Annotated in this window: 18 protein-coding genes, 1 pseudogene and 1 riboswitch; of the genes and pseudogenes, 8 read left to right on the top strand and 11 right to left on the bottom strand. The window is 72.4% G+C overall.

The genetic code is table 11. From position 1 onward, the window contains the following. Positions 1 to 148: 148 nt before the first annotated feature. A complete protein-coding gene (locus tag ACQP1S_RS19680) occupies positions 149 to 2,461 on the bottom strand; it encodes an FxsB family cyclophane-forming radical SAM/SPASM peptide maturase (RefSeq protein WP_432897504.1) in 2,313 nt (770 codons plus the stop codon). A gap of 6 nt (positions 2,462 to 2,467) precedes the next feature. Beyond that, positions 2,468 to 2,641, bottom strand: a complete 174-nt coding sequence (locus ACQP1S_RS19675) for a hypothetical protein (RefSeq protein ID WP_357892113.1) — start codon at positions 2,639 to 2,641, stop codon at positions 2,468 to 2,470. A gap of 379 nt (positions 2,642 to 3,020) precedes the next feature. On the opposite strand from ACQP1S_RS19675, the gene ACQP1S_RS19670 reads away from it, so the two are divergent. Continuing rightward, positions 3,021 to 3,965, top strand: a complete 945-nt coding sequence (locus ACQP1S_RS19670; protein ID WP_432897501.1) for a hypothetical protein — start codon at positions 3,021 to 3,023, stop codon at positions 3,963 to 3,965. A 49-nt stretch (positions 3,966 to 4,014) separates the two neighbouring features. Here the strand turns inward: ACQP1S_RS19670 and ACQP1S_RS19665 are convergent, their stop codons facing one another. Together ACQP1S_RS19665 and ACQP1S_RS19660 are read right to left on the bottom strand one after the other, a co-directional pair. Beyond that, the gene (locus tag ACQP1S_RS19665) at positions 4,015 to 4,431 is read right to left on the bottom strand and encodes a winged helix-turn-helix transcriptional regulator (protein WP_432897498.1); all 417 of its coding nucleotides are present in this window, start codon (positions 4,429 to 4,431) and stop codon (positions 4,015 to 4,017) included. A 50-nt stretch (positions 4,432 to 4,481) separates the two neighbouring features. Then, positions 4,482 to 5,867: a short-chain fatty acyl-CoA regulator family protein gene (locus tag ACQP1S_RS19660; protein ID WP_432897495.1), complete on the bottom strand. Its 1,386-nt coding sequence runs from the start codon at positions 5,865 to 5,867 to the stop codon at positions 4,482 to 4,484. A gap of 221 nt (positions 5,868 to 6,088) precedes the next feature. On the opposite strand from ACQP1S_RS19660, the gene aceA reads away from it, so the two are divergent. The 5 genes and pseudogenes from aceA to ACQP1S_RS19635 all read left to right on the top strand — a co-directional run bounded on the left by aceA (position 6,089) and on the right by ACQP1S_RS19635 (position 11,414). Further along, complete coding sequence (gene aceA / locus ACQP1S_RS19655) at positions 6,089 to 7,360, top strand: isocitrate lyase (RefSeq protein ID WP_432897492.1); 1,272 nt, start codon at positions 6,089 to 6,091, stop codon at positions 7,358 to 7,360. Beyond that, the gene (aceB, locus tag ACQP1S_RS19650; protein ID WP_432897489.1) at positions 7,357 to 8,964 is read left to right on the top strand and encodes a malate synthase A; all 1,608 of its coding nucleotides are present in this window, start codon (positions 7,357 to 7,359) and stop codon (positions 8,962 to 8,964) included. Before aceA ends, aceB begins: the two co-directional genes overlap by 4 nt. After that, positions 8,961 to 9,107 (top strand): annotated as a pseudogene (locus ACQP1S_RS19645) (hypothetical protein); the annotation flags it as partial. The gene aceB and the pseudogene ACQP1S_RS19645, both read left to right, overlap by 4 nt. A gap of 155 nt (positions 9,108 to 9,262) precedes the next feature. After that, positions 9,263 to 9,481 (top strand): hypothetical protein, encoded by a 219-nt coding sequence (locus tag ACQP1S_RS19640; protein ID WP_432897486.1) that lies wholly within the window; start codon positions 9,263 to 9,265, stop codon positions 9,479 to 9,481. Between the two features lie 301 nt (positions 9,482 to 9,782). Next, positions 9,783 to 11,414, top strand: coding sequence for an ABC-F family ATP-binding cassette domain-containing protein (locus tag ACQP1S_RS19635; protein WP_432897483.1), 1,632 nt, complete (start codon positions 9,783 to 9,785; stop codon positions 11,412 to 11,414). A gap of 128 nt (positions 11,415 to 11,542) precedes the next feature. Here the strand turns inward: ACQP1S_RS19635 and ACQP1S_RS19630 are convergent, their stop codons facing one another. From ACQP1S_RS19630 to ACQP1S_RS19620, 3 genes are all read right to left on the bottom strand, one after another. Further along, positions 11,543 to 12,520 carry a ribonucleotide-diphosphate reductase subunit beta gene (locus tag ACQP1S_RS19630; protein ID WP_245722799.1) on the bottom strand — a complete coding sequence of 326 codons (978 nt, stop codon included), beginning with the start codon at positions 12,518 to 12,520 and terminating at the stop codon, positions 11,543 to 11,545. 53 nt (positions 12,521 to 12,573) lie between these two features. Further along, positions 12,574 to 14,952, bottom strand: coding sequence for a ribonucleoside-diphosphate reductase subunit alpha (locus ACQP1S_RS19625; RefSeq protein ID WP_432897480.1), 2,379 nt, complete (start codon positions 14,950 to 14,952; stop codon positions 12,574 to 12,576). Positions 14,953 to 15,071: 119 nt separating this feature from the next. Further along, positions 15,072 to 15,291: riboswitch (cobalamin riboswitch) on the bottom strand. Between the two features lie 26 nt (positions 15,292 to 15,317). Beyond that, positions 15,318 to 16,205, bottom strand: coding sequence for a helix-turn-helix transcriptional regulator (locus ACQP1S_RS19620; protein WP_432897477.1), 888 nt, complete (start codon positions 16,203 to 16,205; stop codon positions 15,318 to 15,320). Between the two features lie 126 nt (positions 16,206 to 16,331). Here ACQP1S_RS19620 and ACQP1S_RS19615 point away from each other — a divergent pair, with 126 nt between their 5' ends. After that, complete coding sequence (locus tag ACQP1S_RS19615) at positions 16,332 to 17,237, top strand: oxidoreductase (protein WP_432897474.1); 906 nt, start codon at positions 16,332 to 16,334, stop codon at positions 17,235 to 17,237. A gap of 52 nt (positions 17,238 to 17,289) precedes the next feature. After that, positions 17,290 to 18,009 carry a hypothetical protein gene (locus ACQP1S_RS19610; protein WP_091252497.1) on the top strand — a complete coding sequence of 240 codons (720 nt, stop codon included), beginning with the start codon at positions 17,290 to 17,292 and terminating at the stop codon, positions 18,007 to 18,009. Positions 18,010 to 18,419: 410 nt separating this feature from the next. On the opposite strand, the gene ACQP1S_RS19605 is transcribed toward ACQP1S_RS19610, so the two are convergent. Genes ACQP1S_RS19605 through ACQP1S_RS19590 form a run of 4 tightly spaced genes read right to left on the bottom strand, consistent with a single transcriptional unit; the run spans position 18,420 to position 21,695 of the window. Then, on the bottom strand, positions 18,420 to 18,806 hold the full coding sequence (locus tag ACQP1S_RS19605) for a hypothetical protein (RefSeq protein WP_091252495.1): 387 nt from the start codon (positions 18,804 to 18,806) through the stop codon (positions 18,420 to 18,422). 44 nt (positions 18,807 to 18,850) lie between these two features. Continuing rightward, positions 18,851 to 19,192, bottom strand: a complete 342-nt coding sequence (locus tag ACQP1S_RS19600) for a hypothetical protein (RefSeq protein ID WP_432897470.1) — start codon at positions 19,190 to 19,192, stop codon at positions 18,851 to 18,853. Positions 19,193 to 19,221: 29 nt separating this feature from the next. Continuing rightward, the gene (locus ACQP1S_RS19595; RefSeq protein WP_432897467.1) at positions 19,222 to 21,009 is read right to left on the bottom strand and encodes a sensor histidine kinase; all 1,788 of its coding nucleotides are present in this window, start codon (positions 21,007 to 21,009) and stop codon (positions 19,222 to 19,224) included. Further along, positions 21,006 to 21,695 carry a response regulator transcription factor gene (locus ACQP1S_RS19590; RefSeq protein ID WP_432897464.1) on the bottom strand — a complete coding sequence of 230 codons (690 nt, stop codon included), beginning with the start codon at positions 21,693 to 21,695 and terminating at the stop codon, positions 21,006 to 21,008. The genes ACQP1S_RS19595 and ACQP1S_RS19590 overlap by 4 nt, the downstream gene beginning before the upstream one ends. Positions 21,696 to 21,855: the final 160 nt, after the last annotated feature.

Genomic DNA, 21,855 nt, shown 5'->3' with positions numbered 1-21,855 from the left:
GTGCACAGAGCGGCCCGACCACCCACCGGCAATGATCACGCTCTGCTCTCCCGTCGACACGATGTGGAGTGTATCGATTAGAGTAAAGAGGCTGCCATGAGTGATCAGGTCCGCGCCGTCCCCGGCGGGTGGGCCGGCCGGGCAGCGGTCAGGACGGCCAACCGGCCACGGAGTGGGCGATCTGCCGCAGCAACCGCGAGCCCGCCGGGGTGAGCGCGTCCGTCCGGTCGAGGGCGCCGATGGCTTCGGCCGTCCAGTCGCGGTACCGGCGGTAGGCGGCCCGCGCCCCGTCGACCTGGCGGTCGGCCCGGATCCGCCAGATGTCGGCCACCGCCGCGTGCGCGTAGATGCCGTGCAGCACCGCTTCCGCCGGGCGCGGGTCGGGCCGCCAACCGACCGTGACGCTGGTCGGTCGTCCGCCGTCGACGAGGTCGAAGATGTCGAGCAGCGCGTTCATCTTGCTGTGCTGGAACTCGTGCACGAGCAGCACGGCCAGGGAGCCGGCGTCGGTCTCCGTCGCGGCGACGCCGCCGAAGGCCTGCCGTGCGGTCGACGCCTCACTCGCCCCCGTGCCGCTGCGGCGCAGCGGCACCAGGGCCCGTAGTCCCGCCCGCAGCTCCTCGGCACGGCCCGGCACCTCGTCGGTGATGATCTCCCACGCCGCGGCGAAGGTGGCACCCCAGCGCGCCGCGTCCCCGTCGTCGAGCCGCCCGCTGGGGGGCAACCGGTGACATTCGCGGTACGGGTCGCCGTCCTCCAGCAGCACCGTCACGTCCTGCGTCTCCAGGGCACGGGTGGGTTGCCAGCGGGGCGCGTCCCCGGCCACGCCGGTGCGGACCGCCACCGTCACGTCCCCGGCGGTCACCGACAGCGAGCCCCGCTCGACGTGGACCTCCGCCGTGCCGTCGCCGACCTCGGGCAGGAGCACCGTACCGACGGTCGGCAGGTGCAGGCGGCCGGCCCGCACCGGCACCGGCAGGTGAACCGGCACGTCGGCGTCGATCGCCGCGGCGGCGGCGATCGCGCAGAGGTAGCTCGCCCCGTGCCGGTTGCCACCCGCCGCGCCGGCCAGGCAGTCGACCGCCCACACCCGTACGTACGGGTGTGCGGTGACGCGGGCGACGGAACCCGGCGCGCGCCGGTCGAGTTCGGCGAGCGCGGCCCAGCCGTCCGCCCCGGCCCCGCCGCTCGGCAGGCCCTCGGCGACCCCGCGGAGCAACGCGCGGACGATGGCGGTCTGCGCGTCGACGAGTTGCCCGATGGCGACCCGGTCGCCGGTCGAGGCCGCCATCCGGTCGATGAGATCGTCGGGTAGCCCGGCGTCGAGCCGGGTCGGCGCGGGGGTCGGCGGGTTCTCGTTCACGTGCGCTATCAGCTCTTTCAGATCGGCGCAGTAGACGCTCGGGTGATCGAAGTGCCCTGCGCCGTAGCGGTGGGCGAAGAGTCCGCCGCCGCACTGGTCGATCACCGGACACCGCCGGCACTCAGCGCCGAGTCCGGCCCGGCCCGCGCGGCGGCGGGCCAGATGCGGGCTGGCGGCGACGTGGTCGGCCGAGTGGGAGAAGACCGTCATGCCGGTGGCCGGCGCACCGTGGTAGGCGGTCTTGAGGGAGTCCGCCTGCTCCCACTCGCCGTCCGTCTCGATCACCGCCAGGTCGACCGGGTCGAGTCCCAACACCTCGGTGCCGCTGGGTCCGCCCCGGGCGGTGGACAGCAGCGAGTCGTAGAGCCGGATCGGGACCGGGCGTCCGTCGGCACGCCAGCGGTCGTAGACGGCGCGCAGCCAGCCGCCGTACGCGGTCGATCCACGGCCCGACCGTGGGGGTGGCGCGTCCCAGTTGGCGTGTGGGAGGAGGAGGTCGATCCGGGGCGGGTCCTGGGCGAGCAGCGACTCGTACACCTCCACGGGGTCGTTGCGGACGTCGACCGTGCACAGCAGGCCGGACCACAGCCGTCGGTAGGCCGGGCGGCGGAGCAGGGCGAGGGCCCGGAGCACCCGGTCGTAGCTGCTGTCGCCGTTACGGAACCGCCGGTGCAGGTCGTTGGCGGCACGGCCGCCGTCCAGCGAGACTCCGACCGAGACGTCGAACTCGGCGAGCAGGTCGCCGAACCGCTCGGAGAGCAGCACCCCGTTGGTCTGCATGCCGATCCGGAGTCGGGTGACCGGGCCGATGACCCGTCGGAGATCGGTGAGGGCGCGGCGCATCCGCGCGGGCCCCAGCAGGAGCGGTTCTCCACCGTGCAGGATGACCGAGACGCTCGGCAGGCGGTGGGTGGCGGCGTGTTCGGCGATCCGGCCGGCCGCGGCCACGAGCACCTCGGGCGTCATCCGCACCGGTCGTCGACGCCAGCTCTGGTCGGCGTGTTCGTAGACGTAGCAGTGGTCGCACGCCAGGTCGCACCGGGAGTGGACCTTGAGGACGAACTCGGTCAGCGCGGGGCGGACCGGTGCGGGAGACATGGCTGGTCAGATGAAGGACGAGAACTTCGCCGCGGGGATGCGGGTCTGGTCGAGGTGTGCCGCCATCACCCGGCGAACGATCGGGGTGACGTCCGCGGCGGAGAGGCGGTCCAGAGGCTCCGCGCGAACCGTGCCCAGCGACACCGGGTGCTCATCCTGGCGCATGGGTGCGGTTTTCATCAGTCTTCCTTCGGTATCCGTGAGCGCGCCGGGGCGAACACATGAAGCGAGCGCTTACCGTAGTGCGTCCTGAATGGTATTCACCATCGGCTCGGCGGTGAGACCTGGGACTCTCATATGGCTGAATGGCCCACCCGCTTTGGTCGCCACCCCTTATGGCCAGGCGCTTCACATTATGCGACGCATCCGACCAGGTTCGTGGGCAGATGTTATATTCCGTCGGATATGTGCTAGTAGCGTGTCCGGCGTGTCGTGGGGTGACCGTGGGCGGCAAGGGCGGGCACAACCCGGGCCGCCGTCGGTGTCGCCTCCCGGGCCAGGATGGTTCCGGTGGGACGCCCCGCGCCATGACCGATGCCGCCGGCACTATCCTGGCCCCGTGCCGTACGCCGAAATCGACTTCGTGCAGTGGAACGACCGGTCCGACGAGGCCGCCGGCCGGCTGGCCCGGGAGCTCGCGGCGCGGCACGACCTGACGCTGGTGGGCCTGCGCGGGACCGTCTACGCGGGACGCCCGCACCGGACGGCGTTGTTCGACCGGTCCGGGCTGCGGTTCGCGCTGGTGCCCGGTGGTCGTCCGACGCTCGGCTACGACGCGGCCCGGTTCCGCCCCGGCCGGAGCCAGTCGGACAGCTACGCCGACAGCGCCGAGGAGTACGGCCTGCCACCGCTGGCCGAGTACCTCGACGCGATGACCTCACCGCTGCGCGACGTCGACCTGCCGGCGATGCTGGTCGCGGTGGAGGCGTTCGACCCCGCCGAGACGCCGGTGTCCCCGGACGACCCCCGGGTCGGCGAACTCGTCGCGTCGATCGGCCACCGGGGCGACGGGGCGGGCACCGTGCGCGCCGCCGACGGACTGACCGTCGAACTCGACCACACCGGCCAGGTCGCCCGGGCCTGGGAGGTCGAGGAGGTCGACCACGACGAGGCGATGGCCGCCCTGGCCGCCCTCGGCCTGCGGACCACCAGCCCGGACGAGTGGGAGTGGGCCTGCGGCGCGGGTGCGACCACCCTGTTCCGCTGGGGCGACGACAGCCCCGACGACGGTTACCCGGTCGAGCACCGGACCGGGGCGCATCGGACGGCGAACCTGTGGGGCCTGGCGATCGGGCAGGACTCCTACCGGTACGAGGTGACGACCGAGCCGACCGTGGTGTGTGGCGGTGACGGTGGCGTCACCGCCTGCGGCGGCAGCGGCTTCTTCCTGGGCTGGCTCACCCTCGCGACCGCCTACCGTGACGAGGGGTTCGGTCGGTGGCTCGCCTCCGACGACGGCTACGCCGACGAGATCCTGACCCGACCCGTGATCAGCCTGAGCTGAGCGGGAGCGTCCGCCGCACGGGCCCGGGCGTATCGCCCGGCGGGGCCGGCTACCCGGCTGCCGCCGACCGCGGCGGTGCCGGGTGCTCCGCCCGGCCCCCACCGGAGTGTGCGCGGTCGTACGCCTCCTGGGCATCGAGCATCTCGGTGAGGTGGTGCTGCGCCCACTCCACGGCCAAGGCGATGGCGGGCAACAGGGTGCGCCCCAGGGGGGTGAGACCATAGTGGACCGTACGGGGCGGTCCGGGCTGCTCCATCCGGTCGACGAAACCGTTGCGCTCCAGGCCCCGCAGCGCCGCCGTCAGCACCTTCGCCGTGACCGGGCCGACCTGCGCCCGGATGTCGGAGTGACGCATCGGTCCCGCCGCGAGCAGGGTGATCACCATCGCCGTCCACTTGTCGCCGATGTGGATCGGCACGATGCCGGACGGGCAGACCGGATCGAAGCGCGAGGTGGGGACCGGCACCGGTCCAGCGTAACCAGGCACCCGGCGTGGGCCCGGTCGCCGCCGTCGGGTCAGCCCTTCAGGGGGTACGGGATGAAGGTGCTGCGGTTCTCGTCCAGGTCGAGCCGGCCGCTGATCGGCGCGGCAGCCCGCTGCGGGCAGGTCATCCGCTCACAGGTCTTGCAGCCGGGTCCGATCGACGTGACGGCGTCGGCGGCGTACAGGTCGATCCCGGTGGAGTAGACCAGCCGGTCGGCGTGCCGGGTCTCGCAGCCGAGCCCGATCGCATAGACCTTGCCGGGTTGGTTGTAGCCGCCGTGGTGCCGGGTGATGGTGCGGGCGATCCACAGGTAGCGCTGCCCGTCGGGCATCGCGGCGACCTGCACCACCACCCGGCCGGGCGCGCTGAACGCCTCGTACACATTCCACAGGGGACAGGTGCCGCCGGTGAGCGAGAACGGGAAGCCGGTGGCGGACTGGCGTTTGGACAGGTTGCCGGCCCGGTCGACCCGGACGAACGAGAACGGCACCCCGCGTGCCCGGGGCCGTTGCAGCGTGCTGAGCCGGTGGCAGACGGTCTCCCAGCCCATGGTGAAGTGCTGGGTGAGCAGGTCGATGTCGTACCGGTGCTGCTCGGCGGCCGCCAGGAACGGCTCGTAGGGCAGGATCAGCGCGGCGGCGAAGTAGTTGGCCAGGCCGACCCGGGTGAGGATCTGGGTCTGCGGGTCGTCGAACCGTTCCTCCTCCACGATCTCGTCGATCACGTCGGCGTACTCCAGCAGGGCGATCTGCGCCGCCATCCGCATGGCCTCCTGCCCGGCCCGCAGCGACGTCGACAGGTGCAGGGTGCGGGTCTGCGGCCGGTAGCGGTGCAGCTCGTCGCCGAGCAGGGTGGCCTCGTCGCGGCGGACCTGCACGCCGTGCCGCTGGGCGAGCCGGTCCTGCAACGTGGAGCGGACCTCACCCCGGCGCATCCCGATCGTCGCCGCCAGCCGCTCCGCCGCCTCGTCCAGATCCGGCACGTAGTTCTGCCGCCGGTAGAAGAACTCGGTCACCCGGTCGTGCGGGCTGCGCCCGACCGTCTCCCGGTCGCCCAGCAGCTCGGCCAGCTGCTCGTCGGCCTGCCGGTAGCGGCGGTGCAGGTCGAGCACGGCCTCCGCGACCTCGGGCAGCCGGGTGGCGAGCTCGGTGAGGTCGGCGACGCCCGGCCGGCCCGGCAGCGCCTCGCGTAACCCGGCGACGAGCCGTGGGGTGTCCCGGGGGGCGAACACGGTCGGATCGACGCCGAACACCTCGGTGATGCGCATGAGCACCGGCACGGTCAGCGGACGCGTGTCGTGCTCGATCTGGTTGAGGTAGCTCGGTGAGATGTTGAGCAGCCGGGCCAGCCGGGACTGGCTCAGCGCGCGGTCCTCGCGCATCCGGCGCAGTCGGGCACCCGCAAAGGTCTTGCTCACCACACTCACCTCCCCGCTGCTCTTTCGGCAGCCCAGCACCCTTGGCAGAGTGCGAATATACCTGTTCGCAACTTCGCAGAACCGGGTGCGAACTTCTCAGAACTTGGCTCGTTCCGTCCCTCGACCCCGCCCGGGACACCGTGTGACCGTGGGTGACACGCCGGCCGGGCGACGCGTCGACGACGCAGTGCCGGCGTCACGACATCCGAGGAGACGACATCATGCAGAACGCCGTGGAGCGGTTGCGTACCGAGTGGGAGACCGACCCGCGCTGGCGGGGAGTGCGTCGCAGCTACCGCCCCGAGGACGTGGTCCGCCTGCGCGGCGCCGTCCAGGAGGAGCACACCCTGGCCCGGCGCGGGGCGGAGCGGCTGTGGGAGTTGCTGCACACCGAGGACTACCTCCACGCCCTGGGCGCGCTCACCGGCAACCAGGCCGTGCAGATGGTCCGGGCCGGGCTCAAGGCGATCTACCTCTCCGGCTGGCAGGTGGCCGCCGACGCCAACCTCGCCGGGCACACCTACCCCGACCAGAGTCTCTACCCCGCCAACTCGGTGCCCGCCGTGGTGCGCCGGATCAACAACGCGCTGCTGCGCGCCGGCCAGATCACCACCGCCGAGGGCGACGGCGGCGGTACCGACTGGCTGGCGCCGATCGTCGCCGACGCCGAGGCCGGCTTCGGCGGCCCGCTCAACGCCTACGAGCTGATGACCGCGATGATCGGGGCCGGTGCGGCGGGCGTGCACTGGGAGGACCAGCTCGCCGCCGAGAAGAAGTGCGGCCACCTCGGGGGCAAGGTGCTCGTCCCCACCGGGGCGCACATCCGCACCCTGGAGGCGGCGCGGCTCGCCGCGGACGTGGCGGGGGTGCCGTCGGTGGTGATCGCCCGCACCGACGCGCAGGCCGCCACGCTGCTCACCACCGACGTGGACGAGCGGGACCGGCCCTTCGTCACCGGCGAGCGGACCGCCGAGGGTTTCTACCGGGTGCGCAACGGCATCGACCCGTGCATCGCCCGGGGCCTGGCCTACGCCCCGCACGCCGACCTGCTCTGGATGGAGACCTCCACCCCCGATCTGGAGGTCGCCCGGCGCTTCGCCGAGGCGATCAAGTCCGAGTACCCGGACCAGCTCCTCGCCTACAACTGCTCGCCGTCGTTCAACTGGCGCAAGCACCTCGACGACGCCACCATCGCCAAGTTCCAGCGGGAACTCGGCCACCTGGGCTACCGGTTCCAGTTCATCACCCTGGCCGGCTTCCACGCCCTCAACTACTCGATGTTCGACCTGGCCCGCGGCTACGCGGCCGACGGCATGTCCGCCTACGTGGAGTTGCAGGAGCGGGAGTTCGCCGCCGAGCCGGCCGGCTACACCGCCGTCAAGCACCAGCGTGAGGTCGGCACCGGCTACTTCGACCTGATCAGCACCGTGCTCAACCCGGCCGCCGAGACCACCGCCCTGCGCGGCTCCACCGAAGAGGAGCAGTTCGCATGAGGTACGAGATCATCGGTCCACTGGCCGACCGGTTCGACGAGGTCCTCACCGCCGAGGCGCTGGAGTTCCTGGTCGCGCTGGACAGTGAGTTCGCCGCCCAGCGGGTGGCCCTGCTGGACACCCGCCGGGCCCGCCGGGACCGCTACGCCACCGGGCAGTTCCCTGACTTCCTGCCGGAGACCGCCGCGATCCGCGCCGACCCCGACTGGCGGGTGGCCCCGCCCGCACCCGGGCTGGTCGACCGACGGGTCGAGATCACCGGACCGACCGACCGCCGGATGACCGTCAACGCGCTCAACTCCGGGGCGCGGGTGTGGCTCGCCGACTTCGAGGACGCCACCGCACCGACCTGGCACAACGTCATCTCCGGCCAGCTCAACCTGATCGACGCGCTGGACCGGCGCATCGACTTCACCGACCCGCGCGGTAAGCGGTACGCCCTCGGCGCGGAACTGGCCACCATCGTCGTCCGGCCGCGCGGCTGGCACCTGGTGGAGAAGGGGATCGTGGTGGACGGCCGACCCATCTCGGCCAGCCTGGTCGACTTCGGGCTCTACCTGTTCCACTGCGCCCGGCGGCAGCTCGACGCGGGCGCCGGCCCGTACTTCTACCTGCCCAAGCTGGAGAGCCACCGGGAGGCGCGGCTGTGGAACGACGTCTTCGTCTTTGCCCAGCAGCGCCTCGGCCTGCCCCGGGGCACCATCCGGGCCACCACGCTGATCGAGACGATCACCGCCGCCTTCGAGATGGAGGAGATCCTCTACGAGCTGCGGGAACACTCGGCGGGGTTGAACGCCGGCCGGTGGGACTACATCTTCAGCGTGATCAAGAACTTCGGGCAGTGGCCGGACTTCGTCCTGCCGGACCGGTCCGAGGTCACCATGGCGGTGCCGTTCATGCGCGCGTACACCGAGTTGCTGGTGGCGACCTGCCACCGGCGGGGGGCGCACGCGATCGGCGGGATGGCCGCCTTCATCCCGAGCCGGGACCCGCAGGTCAACGAGGTGGCCCTCGACCGGGTGCGGGCGGACAAGCGGCGGGAGGCCGGCGACGGTTTCGACGGCTCCTGGGTGGCTCACCCGGGCCTGGTCGACACCTGCCGTCAGGAGTTCGACGCGGTGCTGGGTGACCGCCCGCACCAACTCGACCGGCTGCGGGACGACGTCGCCGTGACCGCCGCCGACCTGCTCGCCGTCGACAAGACACCGGGCCAGGTCACCGCCGCCGGCTTGCGGGCCAACATCGCCGTCGCGGTGCGCTACGTCGACGCGTGGCTCGGCGGCACCGGCGCGGTGGCGCTGGGGAACCTGATGGAGGACGCGGCCACCGCCGAGATCGCCCGCTGCCAGGTCTGGCAGTGGCTGCACCACGGCACCCCGCTGGCAGACGGCGGCTGCGTGACCGAGGGCCTGGTCCGGACGATCCTCGCGGAGGAGTTGGCCGCCCTGCGCGACGGGCGGGTGGGCGCCAACCGGGACCGCGCCGCGCAGGCCGCGCGGATCGTCGAGGACACCGCCCTCGGCGAGAACCTGCCGGCGTTCTTCACCACCGGCGCGTACGCCCGGCACCTCGGTCCGGCCCGGCGGCCCGTGCCGGTGGGCTGAGACGCCGTGGCACCGTCTGGTCGTCAGCCAGCCCGGCCGGGCTGGCTGACGGCGCGTCGCCGGACGCACCGGACGTCACCCTCGTCGGCCGCCGCCAGCAGCACCCGTCGTGTCAGGTCCGCACCCTGGTCGACCCGACCGACGGGCACGGCGGTCTGGTGGTACGCCTCGACGAGCGGCACCACTACGACATCGAGGCGGGCGGCGGCGAGGTACGGGTGGTGGCCTGGATCGGGTCGGTCCTGTCGACGCTCGCCATCTGCCCGGTCGGGCCGGTCCGGTCCGCCTCCGGATCGAGGTGCTCGCCCCGTCGCCCGGCGACTGGCACCCGGCCAAGGAACCCGACCTGCTCCGGCTCGGCGTCGAGGGCCCGGACGGGGTCTTCGAGGTGCTGGCCGAACTCGACGGCCGGTACCTGTCCACCGAGGTCGCCGGTGGTTTCACCGGCCGCGTCATCGGCAGGTGCGCCGCCCGTGGCACCGTCGCCTTCGACTGGTTCGACTACGAGTCACGGTAGCCCGGCGGGCGTCGGCGGACCGGCACGCCGCCCTGCCCGCTCCACCGGCCCGGCCGGTCCACCCGCGTACCGGAGCGCCGGGCGTGGGCGGTGCCGGGCCGGTGACCGTCCGTTGGGCTATGGTGGGCGGGTCGCACAGGACAGGAGCAGACCGTGGCAGGTGACGACGACATCTCCGGGTGAGAGCCCGGTTGCGGTGACCGACGGCGCATGACCGCCCCGTCGCGTCGCCCATGTCGTCCTGCCCTGTTCACCCCGGGCAGCGCTGCCGCGCCCGGATCACCTGTCTTCGAGGTTCCCCATGTCCGACAGTTACGTCGTCAGCTCCGCCCTGTCCTTCTCCTGGCCGGATGACACCCCGGTCTTCGAGGACCTGTCATTCTCTCTCCCCGGTGGTCGCACCGGCCTGGTCGCGGCGAACGGCGCCGGCAAGTCGACCCTGCTGAAACTCCTCGCCGGGGAGCTCCGCCCGACCGGCGGCAGCGTCACCGTCGAGGGGGTGCTGGGCTATCTGCCGCAGCACCTGCCCTTCGCCCGGCACCAGAGCGTGGCCCAGTTGCTCGGGGTCGACCACGTCATCGCCGCGCTGCACGCCATCGAGGCCGGTGACACCGCCGAGGAGCACTTCACCACCGTCGGGGACGACTGGGACGTCGAGGAACGTGCCCGGGTCGCCCTCGACCGGCTCGGGCTGGCCGAGGTGGCGCTGGACCGGCGGCTCGGCACCCTCAGCGGTGGCCAGGTGGTCTCCCTCGGCCTCGCCGCCGAGCTGCTCAAGCGGCCCGACGTGCTGCTGCTCGACGAGCCGACGAACAACCTCGACCGGGAGGCGCGGGCGCGGCTGCTCGCCGTGCTGCGGTCCTGGACGGGCTGCCTGCTCGTGGTCAGCCACGACCGGGCGTTGCTCGACGAGATGGACCGCATCGCCGCCCTCGACCACGGCGAGATCCGCTGGTACGGCGGCAGTTTCACCGCCTACGAGCAGGCGGCGGGGGCGGAGCGGGAGGTCGCCGAGCGGCAGGTGCGCCAGGCCGAGCAGGACGTGAAGCGGCAGAAGCGGGAACTCCAGCAGGCCCGGGAACGGGCGGCCCGGCGGGCCTCGACCGCCGCGCGGAACCTGGCCGACGCGGGACTGCCCCGGATCGTCGCCGGCAACCTCAAGCGCGACGCCCAGGTGTCGGCGGGCCGGGCCAGCGACGTGCACGCCGCCCGGGTCAGCGACGCCCAGGCCCGGCTGGACCAGGCGAGCGGGGCCGCCCGTCGCGACGACCACCTCGTCATCGAGCTGCCGGACACCACGCTGCCGGCCGGCCGTACCGTCTTCCACGGTCAGGGGGTGCAGGCCGCCTACGCGGGCCGGCCGGTCTTCGCCGGCGACGGGGTCGACCTGGCCATCCGGGGCCCCGAGCGGATCGCCCTGACCGGGCCCAACGGTGCGGGCAAGTCGACCCTGCTGCGGCTGATCGGTGGTGACCAGGAACCGGTGGCCGGCGTCGCCGTCAGGGCCGGGGGACGGGTGGCGTACCTGTCGCAGCGCCTCGACCTGCTCGACCCGGCGGGCACGGTCGCGGAGAACCTCGCCGGGTTCGCGCCGTCGCGGACCGAGGCGGACCGGATGAACCTGCTGGCCCGGTTCCTGTTCCGGGGCGCCCGCGCCCACCTGCCGGTCGGGGTGCTGTCCGGCGGGGAACTGCTGCGCGCCACCCTGGCCTGCCTGCTCTTCGCCGAACCGGCACCGCACCTGCTGCTGCTCGACGAGCCCACCAACAACCTGGACCTGGTCAGCGTCGCGCAGCTGGAGAGCGCGCTGCTGGCGTACCGGGGCGCGTTGGTGGTGGTCAGCCACGACGACCGGTTCCTGGCCGGGATCGCCGTGACCCGCTGGCTCCGGCTGGCCGACGGCCGGCTCACCGAGGCCGGCGCACCGCAGTGACCGGCGGGTGACCCGGTCCGGCCCGGTGGTGTCACGCACCACCGGACCGGCCCTGGCCGGGAACCGGCCCGGTCCGGTGGTCGTGCGGGTCGGCCGCGCCCGGACCGGGCCGGGGCCCGTGCGGTCGGCTAGAAGTCGTCGTCGAAGGTGACGCTGCCGCTGACGCCCACCTGGTAGGCCGACACCCGCCGCTCGAAGAAGTTCGACAGCTCCTGTACGTCCTGCAGGTCCATGAATGCGAACGGGTTCTGCGCGCCGTAGCGCGGCGCGATGCCGAGCTGGACGAGCCGCCGGTCCGCCACATGCTCCAGGTACGCCCGCATGTCCGTCAGCGAGAGCCCCGAGACGCCCTGTTCGAGCAGGTCCTCGGCGAACTGCACCTCGCACTCGACCGCCTCGGCGAGCATCTCGGTGACCTGCCGCTCCAGCTCGGCGTCGAACAGCTCCGGCTCCTCCCGGCGGACGGTCTCCACCACGTCGAACGCGAACGCCATGTGCATCGACTCGTCGCGGAAGACCCAGTTGGTGCCGGAGGCCAATCCGTTGAGCAGCCCCCGGGACCGCAGGAAGTAGACGTAGGCGAACGCGCCGTAGAAGAACAGCCCCTCGATGCAGGCGGCGAAGCAGATCAGGTTGAGCAGGAACGCCCGCCGGTCGGCGCGGGTGCGCAGCTCCCGCAGGCCGAAGACCGAGTCGATCCAACGGAAGCAGAACTCGGCCTTGCGCCGGATCGAGGGGATGTTCTCGATGGCGGCGAACGCGGCGAAGCGTTCCTGCTCGTCGGGGACGTAGGTGTCGAGCAGGTTCAGATAGAACTGCACGTGTACGGCTTCCTCGAACAGCTGCCGGGACAGGTAGAGCCGGCCCTCCGGGGAGTTGACGTGCTGATAGAGGTTGAGCACCAGGTTGTTGGCGACGATGGTGTCGCCGGTGGCGAAGAACGCCACCAACCGGGACACCAGATGCCGCTCGGCCGGCGAGAGCCGTTCCAGGTCGGCGAGGTCGGAGTGCAGGTCGACCTCCTCCACCGTCCAGGTGTTGCGGATGGCGTCCTTGAACCGGTCGAAGAAGTGCGGGTAGCGCATCGGCCGCAGGGTGAGGTCCATGCCGGGGTCGAGCAGCAGGTGCCGCTCACCGGTGCGGGGTTCGTCGACGGTGGTCACTGGCAGGCCTCGCAGCTCTCGGGGTTCTCCAGGGAGCAGGCCAGCGCCTCGGCATCGCCGGCCGCGACGACCGGGGCGACGGTGACGGTGGCCTGCTGGATCCGGGTCGCGGGACGCGACCGCAGGTAGTAGGTGGTCTTCAGCCCGGACTTCCAGGCGTGCAGGTACATCGAGGACAGCTTGCCGATGGTCGGCGCGCTCAGGAACAGGTTCAGCGACTGCGACTGGTCGATGTAGGGCGCCCGCGCGGCGGCCAGGTCGATCAGCGCCCGCTGCGGCAGCTCCCACGCGGTGCGGAACAACTCCCGCACCTCGGCGGGCAGGTCGACGATCCCCTGCACCGACCCCTCGGCCCGCTTGATCTGGTCGCGGATCTCCGACGTCCACAACCCGCGCGCCTTCAGCTCGCGGACCAGGTAGGTGTTGATCTGAAGGAACTCCCCGGACATGGTCTCGCGCTTGAACAGGTTGGACACCTGCGGCTCGATGCACTCGTAGCAGCCGGCGATCGACGCGATGGTGGCGGTCGGGGCGATCGCCACCAGCAGCGAGTTGCGCAGGCCGTGCGCCGCGATCCGGGTCCGCAGCGCGGCCCACCGGTCGACCTGGGTGGGTTCGACCCCCCACAGGTCCGGGTGCAGGTCACCCCGGGCCGCCCGGGTCTCGGCGTACGCGGGGTGCGCGCCGAACCGTTCGGCCAGGCCGGTCGACGTCTCCAGGGCGGTCAGGAAGATCTCCTCCTGCACCCGGGTGGACAGCTCCCGGGCCCCGGCGGAGTCGAACGGCAGACGCAACGCGAACAACGCGTCCTGCAGGCCCATCAGCCCCAGCCCGACCGGCCGCCAGCGCGGGTTGGACGCCGCCGCCTGCGCGGCCGGGTAGTAGTTGATGTCGATCACCCGGTCCAGGAACACCACCGCCGTCCGTACCGTGGCGCGCAGCTTCTCCCAGTCGACGCCGTCCCCGGTGAGGTGCGCGCCGAGGTTGACCGAGCCCAGGTTGCAGACCGCCGTCTCGGTGTCGCTGTTCACCTCCAGGATCTCGGTGCACAGGTTGGACAGGTGGATCGTGTTGCCCGGGACGCCGGTCTGGTTGGACAGCCGGTTGGCCGGGTCCTTGAACGTGATCCACCCGTTGCCGGTCTGCGCCAGGGTGCGCATCATCCGGCCGTACAGGTCCCGGGCCCGGACCGTCCGGACCGCCTTCTTCTCCGCGACCCGGTACGCGGCGTCGAACTCCTCGCCGTACAGGTCGGGCAGCTCCGGGGCGTCCGACGGGTCGATCAGCGACCAGTCGCCGTCGGCCTCGACCCGGCGCATGAACTCGTCCGGAATCCAGTTGGCCAGGTTGAGATTGTGGGTACGCCGGGCCTCCTCGCCGGTGTTGTCCCGCAGCTCCAGGAACTCCTCGACGTCCGGATGCCACGGTTCCAGATAGACGCAGGCCGCCCCCTTGCGCCGGCCGCCCTGGTTGACCGCCGCCACCCCGGCGTCGAGGGTCTTGAGGAACGGCACGATTCCGTTCGACCGACCGTTGGTGCCCCGGATCAGCGCGCCCCGGCCGCGTACCCGCGACCAGGAGATGCCGATGCCGCCGGAGAACTTCGACAGCTTCGCCACCTGGTGGTAGCGCTCGTAGATCGAGTCCAGCTCGTCGCGCGGCGAGTCGACCAGGAAGCACGACGACATCTGGGTGTGCCGGGTGCCGGAGTTGAACAACGTCGGCGAACTCGGCAGGTAGGCCAGCGACGACATCAGCCGGTAGAACCCGATCGCCTCGCCCGGCGTCTCCGACAGCCCGCAGGCCACCCGCAGCAGCCAGTACTGGGGGGTCTCCACCACCAGCCGCGACTCGGGGTGCCGCAGCAGGTAGCGGTCGGCGACCGTGCGCAGCCCGAAGTACTCGAACCGCAGGTCACCCGCCGGGTCCACCGCGTCGTCGAGCTTGCGGGCGTTGCGGGCCACGAACGCGGCCGTGTCGTCGGAGACCAGGCCGAGGCCGTGGCCGTACCGGATGGACTGGCTGAAGCTCGCCACCGCCTGCCCGCGTACCTCCTTCTCCACGTAGCCGGCCAACAACCGGGCGGCCAGCCGGGAGTACTGGGGTTCCGTGCCGATCAGCTCCGCGGCCGTCTGGATCGACAGCTTGTCCAGTTCGGCGGTGGTCGCCCCGTCGTAGAGGCCACTGATCGTCTTGGTGGCCACCCGCAGCGGGTCGACCTCGTCCAGGTCGGTGGCCCACCGCTCGACCGCCTTGACGATCTTGTTGACGTCCACCGGCTCGGTGTCGCCGTTGCGCTTGCGCACCCGCATCGCCGGTCGGCGTGACTCCGCGCCGTCGGTATCGGACGGGGGACTCTCCGCTACGTTCGTCATGACCTCTCCTCGCTGTCACCGATGGCCCTCGGACGCGGGAGAACGCCAACGGACGCGGCGCAGCGGCCGGCCCGGGTGCTGGCGTCGGTCGTCCCGCGCGACCTCCGACCGCCGCGCGCAGCAGCGCACGGCGCACTGGCAGGTCTTCGGACTCGCGGGCCTGACCGGGGTCGCCGGTCGCCTACTGGCCGTCGCTTCCCAGACCTTGCGGTCCAGTGCTCGATGACGGCGGTCGTTCCCACTCACCGCTGCGGGGCAGTCCCGGATTCACACCGGGTTCCCTGTTGCCTCGACCGCACCCTTCGGGCTTGGTAGAACCAGCTGCGTGGGACACCATATATGGCGTGGATGGGGGAGATGCAACACTAGATGTCGCGTGGGCGTGTCGGATAACTCTCCTGCGACCGCCCGGTCGCGCGCAGCGAGGCAAGCAGCCGCAGCGCGTCCGCGTCGGCGCTGCCCGGCTCGGCGGTGAAGACCAGCATGACCGGGCCGGGACTGCCGGGCAGCGGGTAGGTGTCCCAGTCCAGGACGATGTCGCCGACCTCGGGGACCTGGAAGGTCTTGGTGCCGCTGACCGACCCGCGCACGTCGTGCCGGGACCACAGCCGCCGGAATTCGGCGCTGCGGATGCTCAGCTCACCGACGATCGCGGTGGCCCGGGGATGGGTGGGGTCCGTGGCGACGGCGGCGCGCATCATGGCGATGTAGTCCATGGCCTGCTGTTCCCAGGCCGCGCAGCCCCGCGCCCCGGTCATCCGGTCGTCGAACATCAGCAGGAGCATGTTGAGCCGGTCCGGCGGGTGGGCCGCCGGGTCGCCGAGCAGCGCCACCGCCCACGGGTTCCAGGCGAGCAGGTCCAGGTGGCGACCGAGCACGACCGCCGGGGTGTCCAGCACCCGCAGCAGCCGCCGGGTGCTCTCCGGCACCCGCTCCGGACCGTGGTCCACCCGGGCGGGCACCGGCCGGCGGGCGGCGCGGGCCAGGGTGAACAGGTGCTGGCGCTCCTCGTCGTCGAGGCCGAGCGCGCTGGCGATCGCGTCGAGCACCTGGTCGGACGGGCGAACCTCGCGGCCCTGCTCCATCCGCTGGTAATAGTCGGTGCTCAACCCGGCGAGCAGGGCCAGTTCCTCGCGTCGCAGCCCGGTGACCCTACGCCGGCCGCCCGGCTCCAGGCCCACGTCGCGGGGGTGCAGCCGGCCGCGCCGGGCGCGTAGGAAGTCGCCGAGTTCGCGGGCGTACGGATGGCTCATGCCGCCAGTGTGTCGCGGCCCGGACCGTCGATGGTAGGTCCAGCAGACCTGGGCAACCGGGAACGACCGATCCCGTCCGGATTGCTCCTAACGTCGACGGTCCACCCGACCTCCCAGGAGCAGCAGATGACCGAGTGGACCGCCGACCGTATCCCCGACCAGCACGGCCGTACCGCTGTGGTGACCGGCGCGAACTCGGGCCTCGGCCTGGTCACCGCCGCCGCGCTGGCCCGCCACGGCGCGCACGTCGTGCTCGCCGTGCGCAACACCGCCGCCGGCCGGCAGGCCGCCCGTCGGATCGGCGGGAACGTCGAGGTACGCGAGTTGGACCTGGCCTCCCTCGCCTCGGTGCGGGCGTTCGCGGCGACGCTGACCGTCGACCACCCGGTGCTGGATCTGCTGGTCAACAACGCCGGTGCGGTGCTGCTCGGCCCGCGCCGCACCAGCCCGGACGGCTTCGAGCTGCACCTCGCCACCAACCTGCTGGGCCACTTCGCCCTGACCGGCCTGCTGCTCGGCAACCTGGCCGCGGCGCGGGCCGCCCGGGTGGTCAGCCTCAGCTCGGTGACCCACCGGAACGCACACCTGGACTTCGCCGACCTGATGGGTGAGCGTGGCTACCGGGCCGCTGCCGCCTACGGCCGGTCCAAGCTCGCCACCACCATCTTCGGCGTCGAACTGGACCGCCGGCTGCGCGCCGCCGGATCGCCGGCCCTGAGCACGCTGGCCCACCCCGGAATCACCCGCACCAACCTGACTCCCCGGGCGTGGGAGAACCGGGGTCGCCGCGGCCGGGTGATCGCGTGGCTCGGCCTGCTCGCCACCCAGTCGGTGGAGCGGGGCGCGTTGCCGCAGCTACGCGCCGCCACCGATCCCGGGGTACGGGGCGGCCAGTTCTTCGGCCCCTCCCGGCTCTTCCAGACCTGGGGTCCGGTCACCGAGGTCCGGTGCAGCCGGGAGGCCGCCGATCCCGCCGTCGGCCGGCGACTATGGACGGCGGCGCAGGAACTGACCGGCGTGAGCTATCTCTGACCGATCGCATTAGCATGGCTGCGGTCGGTGACGGCGGCGGAGACGAGGCGACATGGGATGGCTCGGGCGGGTGCTGGGTGGCGCAGGCCGGCAGGTCCAGGACGATCCGGTCCGGCAGGCGGCCCTGTCGGCCGAGGTGCGGCAGCGGTTCGGCGCCCACCTGGCCGTCCGGCCGGCCGAGCAGGTGGCGGAGATCGTCCGTCTGCTCGACGACGGCGATGGCCTGGCGGTGGCGGCCGCGATCGTCGGTGAGTTCGCCGACGCGGCCCACGCGGACCTGCTGGCCCAGACGGCGGAGCTGTACCGGCGTACCGGCCACCGGTTCCCGGTCGACCGGCGCAACTACCGGCCACTGTGGCGGGAGGCCGGTGGGCGGCTGCAGTGGCCGCTGTTCGCGCTGCCGGGCGGCCTCCACCCGTACGTGCACGTCACGGCCGCCGCCACGGTCGTCGGTGGGCGGGCCCCGCAGTTCGTCCGGGCGACCGATCCCCATCCGCTGCTCGCCGGCCTGTTCGAGGTGCTCGACCTCACCACCTGCGGCTGGGAGTACGGCCGGGTGCGGGTGGACCACGACGGCGCGTCGCTGGTCGGCCGACTGATTTCGACCGCCCGGGACGTCCGGGCGGCGATGAAGGAACCCCCGTCGCTGCCGCCGTCGATCCGGGAACTCATGCGCACCAACCGGGCGGTCGACGTCTTCGACCTCACCGGTGCCCGGGTGGTCGGCACGATCAACGTGGGCGCGGAACTGCGACCGGCGCTGTTGACCTGAGGCCGCTGCCCGACCTGGTCTGCTGGCTCCGGCCGGCCCGACCCGTCCCCACCCGGCTGTCTTTCGTGGCCAGTGGCCCGCCTGTGCCGCCAGGCCCGCCTGTGCCGCCAGGCCCGCCTGTGCCGCCAGGCCCGCCTGTGCCGCCAGGCCCGCCGGTGCCGCCAGGCCCGCCGGTGCCGCCAGGCCCGCCGGTGCCGCCAGGCCCGCCGGTGCCGGCTGGCACGACGACCGCCCCCACGTCATCGGGACGGCAGGGGCGGTCAGTCGTGCCGGGCCGGGCGACCGGGACGTCCCCGACCGGGGGACGGTCAAGCGGTACCGGCGGAAGCCCACCTCGTCCTATCTGAGGTGGTCACCGCCGCCCCTGACCTCCGTTCGCGCCGGTGATCTGGTGTTGCGCCCGACCTCGTTCAGGCCACGCGGTGTGCGGCGAGCCCGTTCGCGCAGTCGGCGATGGTGACGCTCTGCGAGAAGCGCAGGGCGTCCCGCCGGGCCCATCCGTTGATCCCGGTGGTGGTGTTCCGGACGAAGAACCAGAGGTCGCCGGTGAGCGTGGCGCAGTGGACGTCGATCCCCTGGCTCGGGTATCCCTGGCCCTTGGACTGGCAGTCGCGGTGCGGATAGGCGTGGATGTAGGTGCCCTCGCCCCACGAGATCCCGCCCCCGCTGTAGAGGTCCGGGTGCTGGCCGTGGCCGTCGCAGTGCGCGCTGGCCGGGCCGGCGGGTATCAGGGCCAGCACCGATCCACTCACCGCGAGCGTCAGCGCGGAGGCGATGGAGAGTAACCGAGATCGCATGTGGGGTCTCCTTGTGATAGACGGCAATGACCGTCCACAGAGGATTACACGGATCCGCCCCGGCCGCATGGTGGACGGTCCGGACCGGGGGTGGGCCGCCACGACAGGCCGGGTGAAGGGGTGTTCCCCGGCTCGCCCAGCAGCCCCGCCGCGGCGGCCGACGCCGGTGCGGACGGCAGCAGCCCGGCGATGAACTCCACCAGTTGCGCGGTGTCCGACCGCAGGCCGGGCGTCACCGCCGGATGCAGTGCCGTCCAGGAGCGGAACGCCGGCGCCACCCGCCCGTCCTCGCGGGCCGCCTCGTCCAGCGGCAGCAACGCCTCCAGCAGGGTGCGCAGCAGCAGCCGGGGCTCGGGGTGGGGGCCGAGCGCCGGGGTGCTCTCCACGTCGGTCCCGTCGGTCGGGCCGCCGGGGTTCAGCTCCGGGCCGCGACGACGATCGGCAGCCGGACGGTGAAGGTGCTGCCCTGACCGAGGACGCTCTCGACACCGATCGTGCCGCCGTGCGCCTCGGCGAGCTTGCGGGCGATCGACAGGCCGAGCCCACTCCCACCGGTGCTGCGGGTCCGGGAGTCGTCGGCCCGCCAGAACCGATCGAAGATCTTGGCCTGGTCGGCCGGGGCGATGCCGGTCCCGGTGTCGGACACGGCGATGTGCAGTTGGTCGTCGCGTACCCCCAGGTGCACGACGACCGAGCCGCCCGCCGGGGTGTGCCGGACCGCGTTGGCGACGATGTTGCCGACGATCTGGCGCAGCCGGGCACCGTCGACCGCCATCTCCAGGTCGGTGCCCAGCGCGGTGCCCAGCCGTACCCCGGCGGCCTCGGCGGCCCCCCGGTGCGCCTCGACGACCTGCTCCAGCAGGTCGGCCACGAAGGACGGCTCGCGGTGGATACGCAGGTCACCGGCGTCGGCGGCGGCCAGGTCCCGCAGGTCGTCGATGATGTGCTGCAGCAGCAGGGCCTCGTCGAGCAGCAGGGTGAGCAGTTGCGTGTCGAGCTGGGCGAGGCCGTCCTGGGCGGCCTCCAGCCAGCTGCGCATGTTGGTCAGCGGTGTCCGCAGCTCGTGCGCCACGTCGCTGACCATGCTCCGACGCAGCGCCTCGGTCTGTTCCCGCCGGGCGGCGAGGTCGTTGAGCGCGGTGGCCAGCAGGCCGATCTCGTCGCGGGTGGTCACCGGCACCCGGGCCGGTTCGTCCATCGGCTGCCGGGTGGCGTCGGTGAGCGCCCGCAGCGGCCGGACCAACCGTCGCCCGACCAGCACGGTGATCAGCACGGTGGCCACCAGCACCGCCCCGGTGACCTGGGCGATGCGGACCACGTTCGCCCGGGACAGGTTGAACACGGGCTCGGCGCCGCCCTGGGCCTCGTCGGTCACGAACAGCAACGCCGGCGGCGCCACGTACGCTCTCAGCTGGGTAGCGCGCGCCTGCTGGAGGCAGTCGTCGACCTGTTGTGCGAAACGGGTGTCGCGGCTCGGTGCCACGGTACGGTCCGCGCGGAGTTCGACCCGGGGCGGCACCCCCAGCTCGCGTAGGCAGTTCTTGGTCAGGGTCTCCAGTTGGGCGATCCCGCCGGCCTCGCTCGGCAACGGCTTCGTCAGATCCGCCGACAGGCAGAACTCGACGATGCCGCGGTCTCTCGCCGCGGTCACCTGCACCGAGGCCCGCCCGGTCGGGCCGACCACCACCTTCGCGTCCGCCCTGGACTCGGCCTGGACGCAGCCGAGCTGCCGGGTGGCCAACTCCCGGGTGGTGGTGCTCTCCCGCCTGGTCAGCCGGTACGGCCCGACCGCGCGCGGATCGACCCGCTCGGTCCCGCCGGTCAGGCCCAGATCCACCTGCAACGGGTCGACGGTCGCCGACGGCCGGGCCGTCTGCAACGACGGGCCGTCCGGCGCGGAGTCGGCGATCACCTGCCGGTCCGGGGTCATCAGGGTGATCCGCCGTTCGAGCCGGTCGGCCCGCTCGGCGAGCACCGCCTCCACGCCCGTCCAGTTCCGGTGGGTGGCGGCGTGCGTCAACAGCGTGTCGTAGATGCTCTTGTCGTCGGCGAGCGAGCGGCCCTGCTCCTGTCGGATCGCCCGGGTGGTCGACTGCACGGCCAGCCAGGTCGTCGCCAGGATCGCGCAGACCGCCACCAGCAGCGAGGTGGCCAGCAGCCGCACCACGAGGCTGCGGTGCGGGGGGACCCGCTGCCGCTTCACGGTGTCCCTGCGCCCAGCTTGTAGCCGACCCCGTAGACGGTCAGCAGTTGTTGCGGCCGGCGGGGGTTCGCCTCGATCTTGCGGCGCAGGTTCATCACGTGGACGTCGATGGTGCGCCCGGTCGACTCCCGGTCGACGCCCCGGGTGTGTTCCAGCAGTTGACCGCGGCTGAACACCCGGCCGGGCTGACGGATCATCGCGGCGAGGATGGCGAACTCGCCGGCCGTGCAGTCGACCGGGGTGCCGCCGACGGCAACCAGGTGTCGGGACTCGTCGACGGTGAGCTGCCCGAGCCGGTGCACCGGCGACTCCTGGGGCGTCGTCCGGACCCGGCGCAGCAGCGTCCGGATCCGGGCCACCAACTCGCGTGGGCTGTACGGCTTGGTCATGTAGTCGTCGGCGCCCAGATCGAGCCCGCGCAGCAGGTCGTCCTCGGCAGACCGCGCGGTCAGCATCAGCACCGGCACGTCCGACTCCTGCCGGATCATCCGGCAGACCTGCATGCCGTCCAGTTTCGGCAGCATCACGTCGAGCAGCAGCAGATCGAAGGGCTGCTCCCGGGCCTGCCGCAGCGCCGTCTCGCCGTCGGCCACGATCGTCGCCCGGTGGCCCGCCGCGACGAGGTACCGGCGCAGCGCCTCGGCCTGCCGTTCGTCGTCCTCGGCGAGCATCACGTGTGCGCACATGGTGGGGAATATAGAGCAGGTCACCGGGGTCGCGAATCCGTCCAAAGGTGGTGACATCGGGTGCCGCGCGGTCCTTTCGCAGGTGGGTGGACGTGCGGGGTGGGGGCCCGGCGACCGTGAGAAGAAGGTCATCTCCGACCCTGACCGCTTCCTGACAAGT

It is taken from the genome of Micromonospora matsumotoense, assembly GCF_050951065.1.
Classification (GTDB): Bacteria; Actinomycetota; Actinomycetes; order Mycobacteriales; family Micromonosporaceae; genus Micromonospora; species Micromonospora matsumotoensis.
Note: the sequence above shows the minus strand (reverse complement) of the source record. Positions and strands in the feature narration are given on the sequence as shown.

What these genes read in the sequence shown, in the direction of transcription:
- ACQP1S_RS19605 (WP_091252495.1), bottom strand. Translation starts at nt 18,806, where the DNA reads ATGCGATCTCGGTTACTCTCCATCGCCTCCGCGCTGACGCTCGCGGTG.
- ACQP1S_RS19675 (WP_357892113.1), bottom strand. Translation starts at nt 2,641, where the DNA reads ATGAAAACCGCACCCATGCGCCAGGATGAGCACCCGGTGTCGCTGGGC.
- ACQP1S_RS19620 (WP_432897477.1), bottom strand. Translation starts at nt 16,205, where the DNA reads ATGAGCCATCCGTACGCCCGCGAACTCGGCGACTTCCTACGCGCCCGG.
- ACQP1S_RS19635 (WP_432897483.1), top strand. Translation starts at nt 9,783, where the DNA reads ATGTCCGACAGTTACGTCGTCAGCTCCGCCCTGTCCTTCTCCTGGCCG.
- aceA (WP_432897492.1), top strand. Translation starts at nt 6,089, where the DNA reads ATGCAGAACGCCGTGGAGCGGTTGCGTACCGAGTGGGAGACCGACCCG.
- ACQP1S_RS19590 (WP_432897464.1), bottom strand. Translation starts at nt 21,695, where the DNA reads ATGTGCGCACACGTGATGCTCGCCGAGGACGACGAACGGCAGGCCGAG.
- aceB (WP_432897489.1), top strand. Translation starts at nt 7,357, where the DNA reads ATGAGGTACGAGATCATCGGTCCACTGGCCGACCGGTTCGACGAGGTC.
- ACQP1S_RS19680 (WP_432897504.1), bottom strand. Translation starts at nt 2,461, where the DNA reads ATGTCTCCCGCACCGGTCCGCCCCGCGCTGACCGAGTTCGTCCTCAAG.
- ACQP1S_RS19630 (WP_245722799.1), bottom strand. Translation starts at nt 12,520, where the DNA reads ATGGACCTCACCCTGCGGCCGATGCGCTACCCGCACTTCTTCGACCGG.
- ACQP1S_RS19615 (WP_432897474.1), top strand. Translation starts at nt 16,332, where the DNA reads ATGACCGAGTGGACCGCCGACCGTATCCCCGACCAGCACGGCCGTACC.
- ACQP1S_RS19625 (WP_432897480.1), bottom strand. Translation starts at nt 14,952, where the DNA reads ATGACGAACGTAGCGGAGAGTCCCCCGTCCGATACCGACGGCGCGGAG.
- ACQP1S_RS19610 (WP_091252497.1), top strand. Translation starts at nt 17,290, where the DNA reads ATGGGATGGCTCGGGCGGGTGCTGGGTGGCGCAGGCCGGCAGGTCCAG.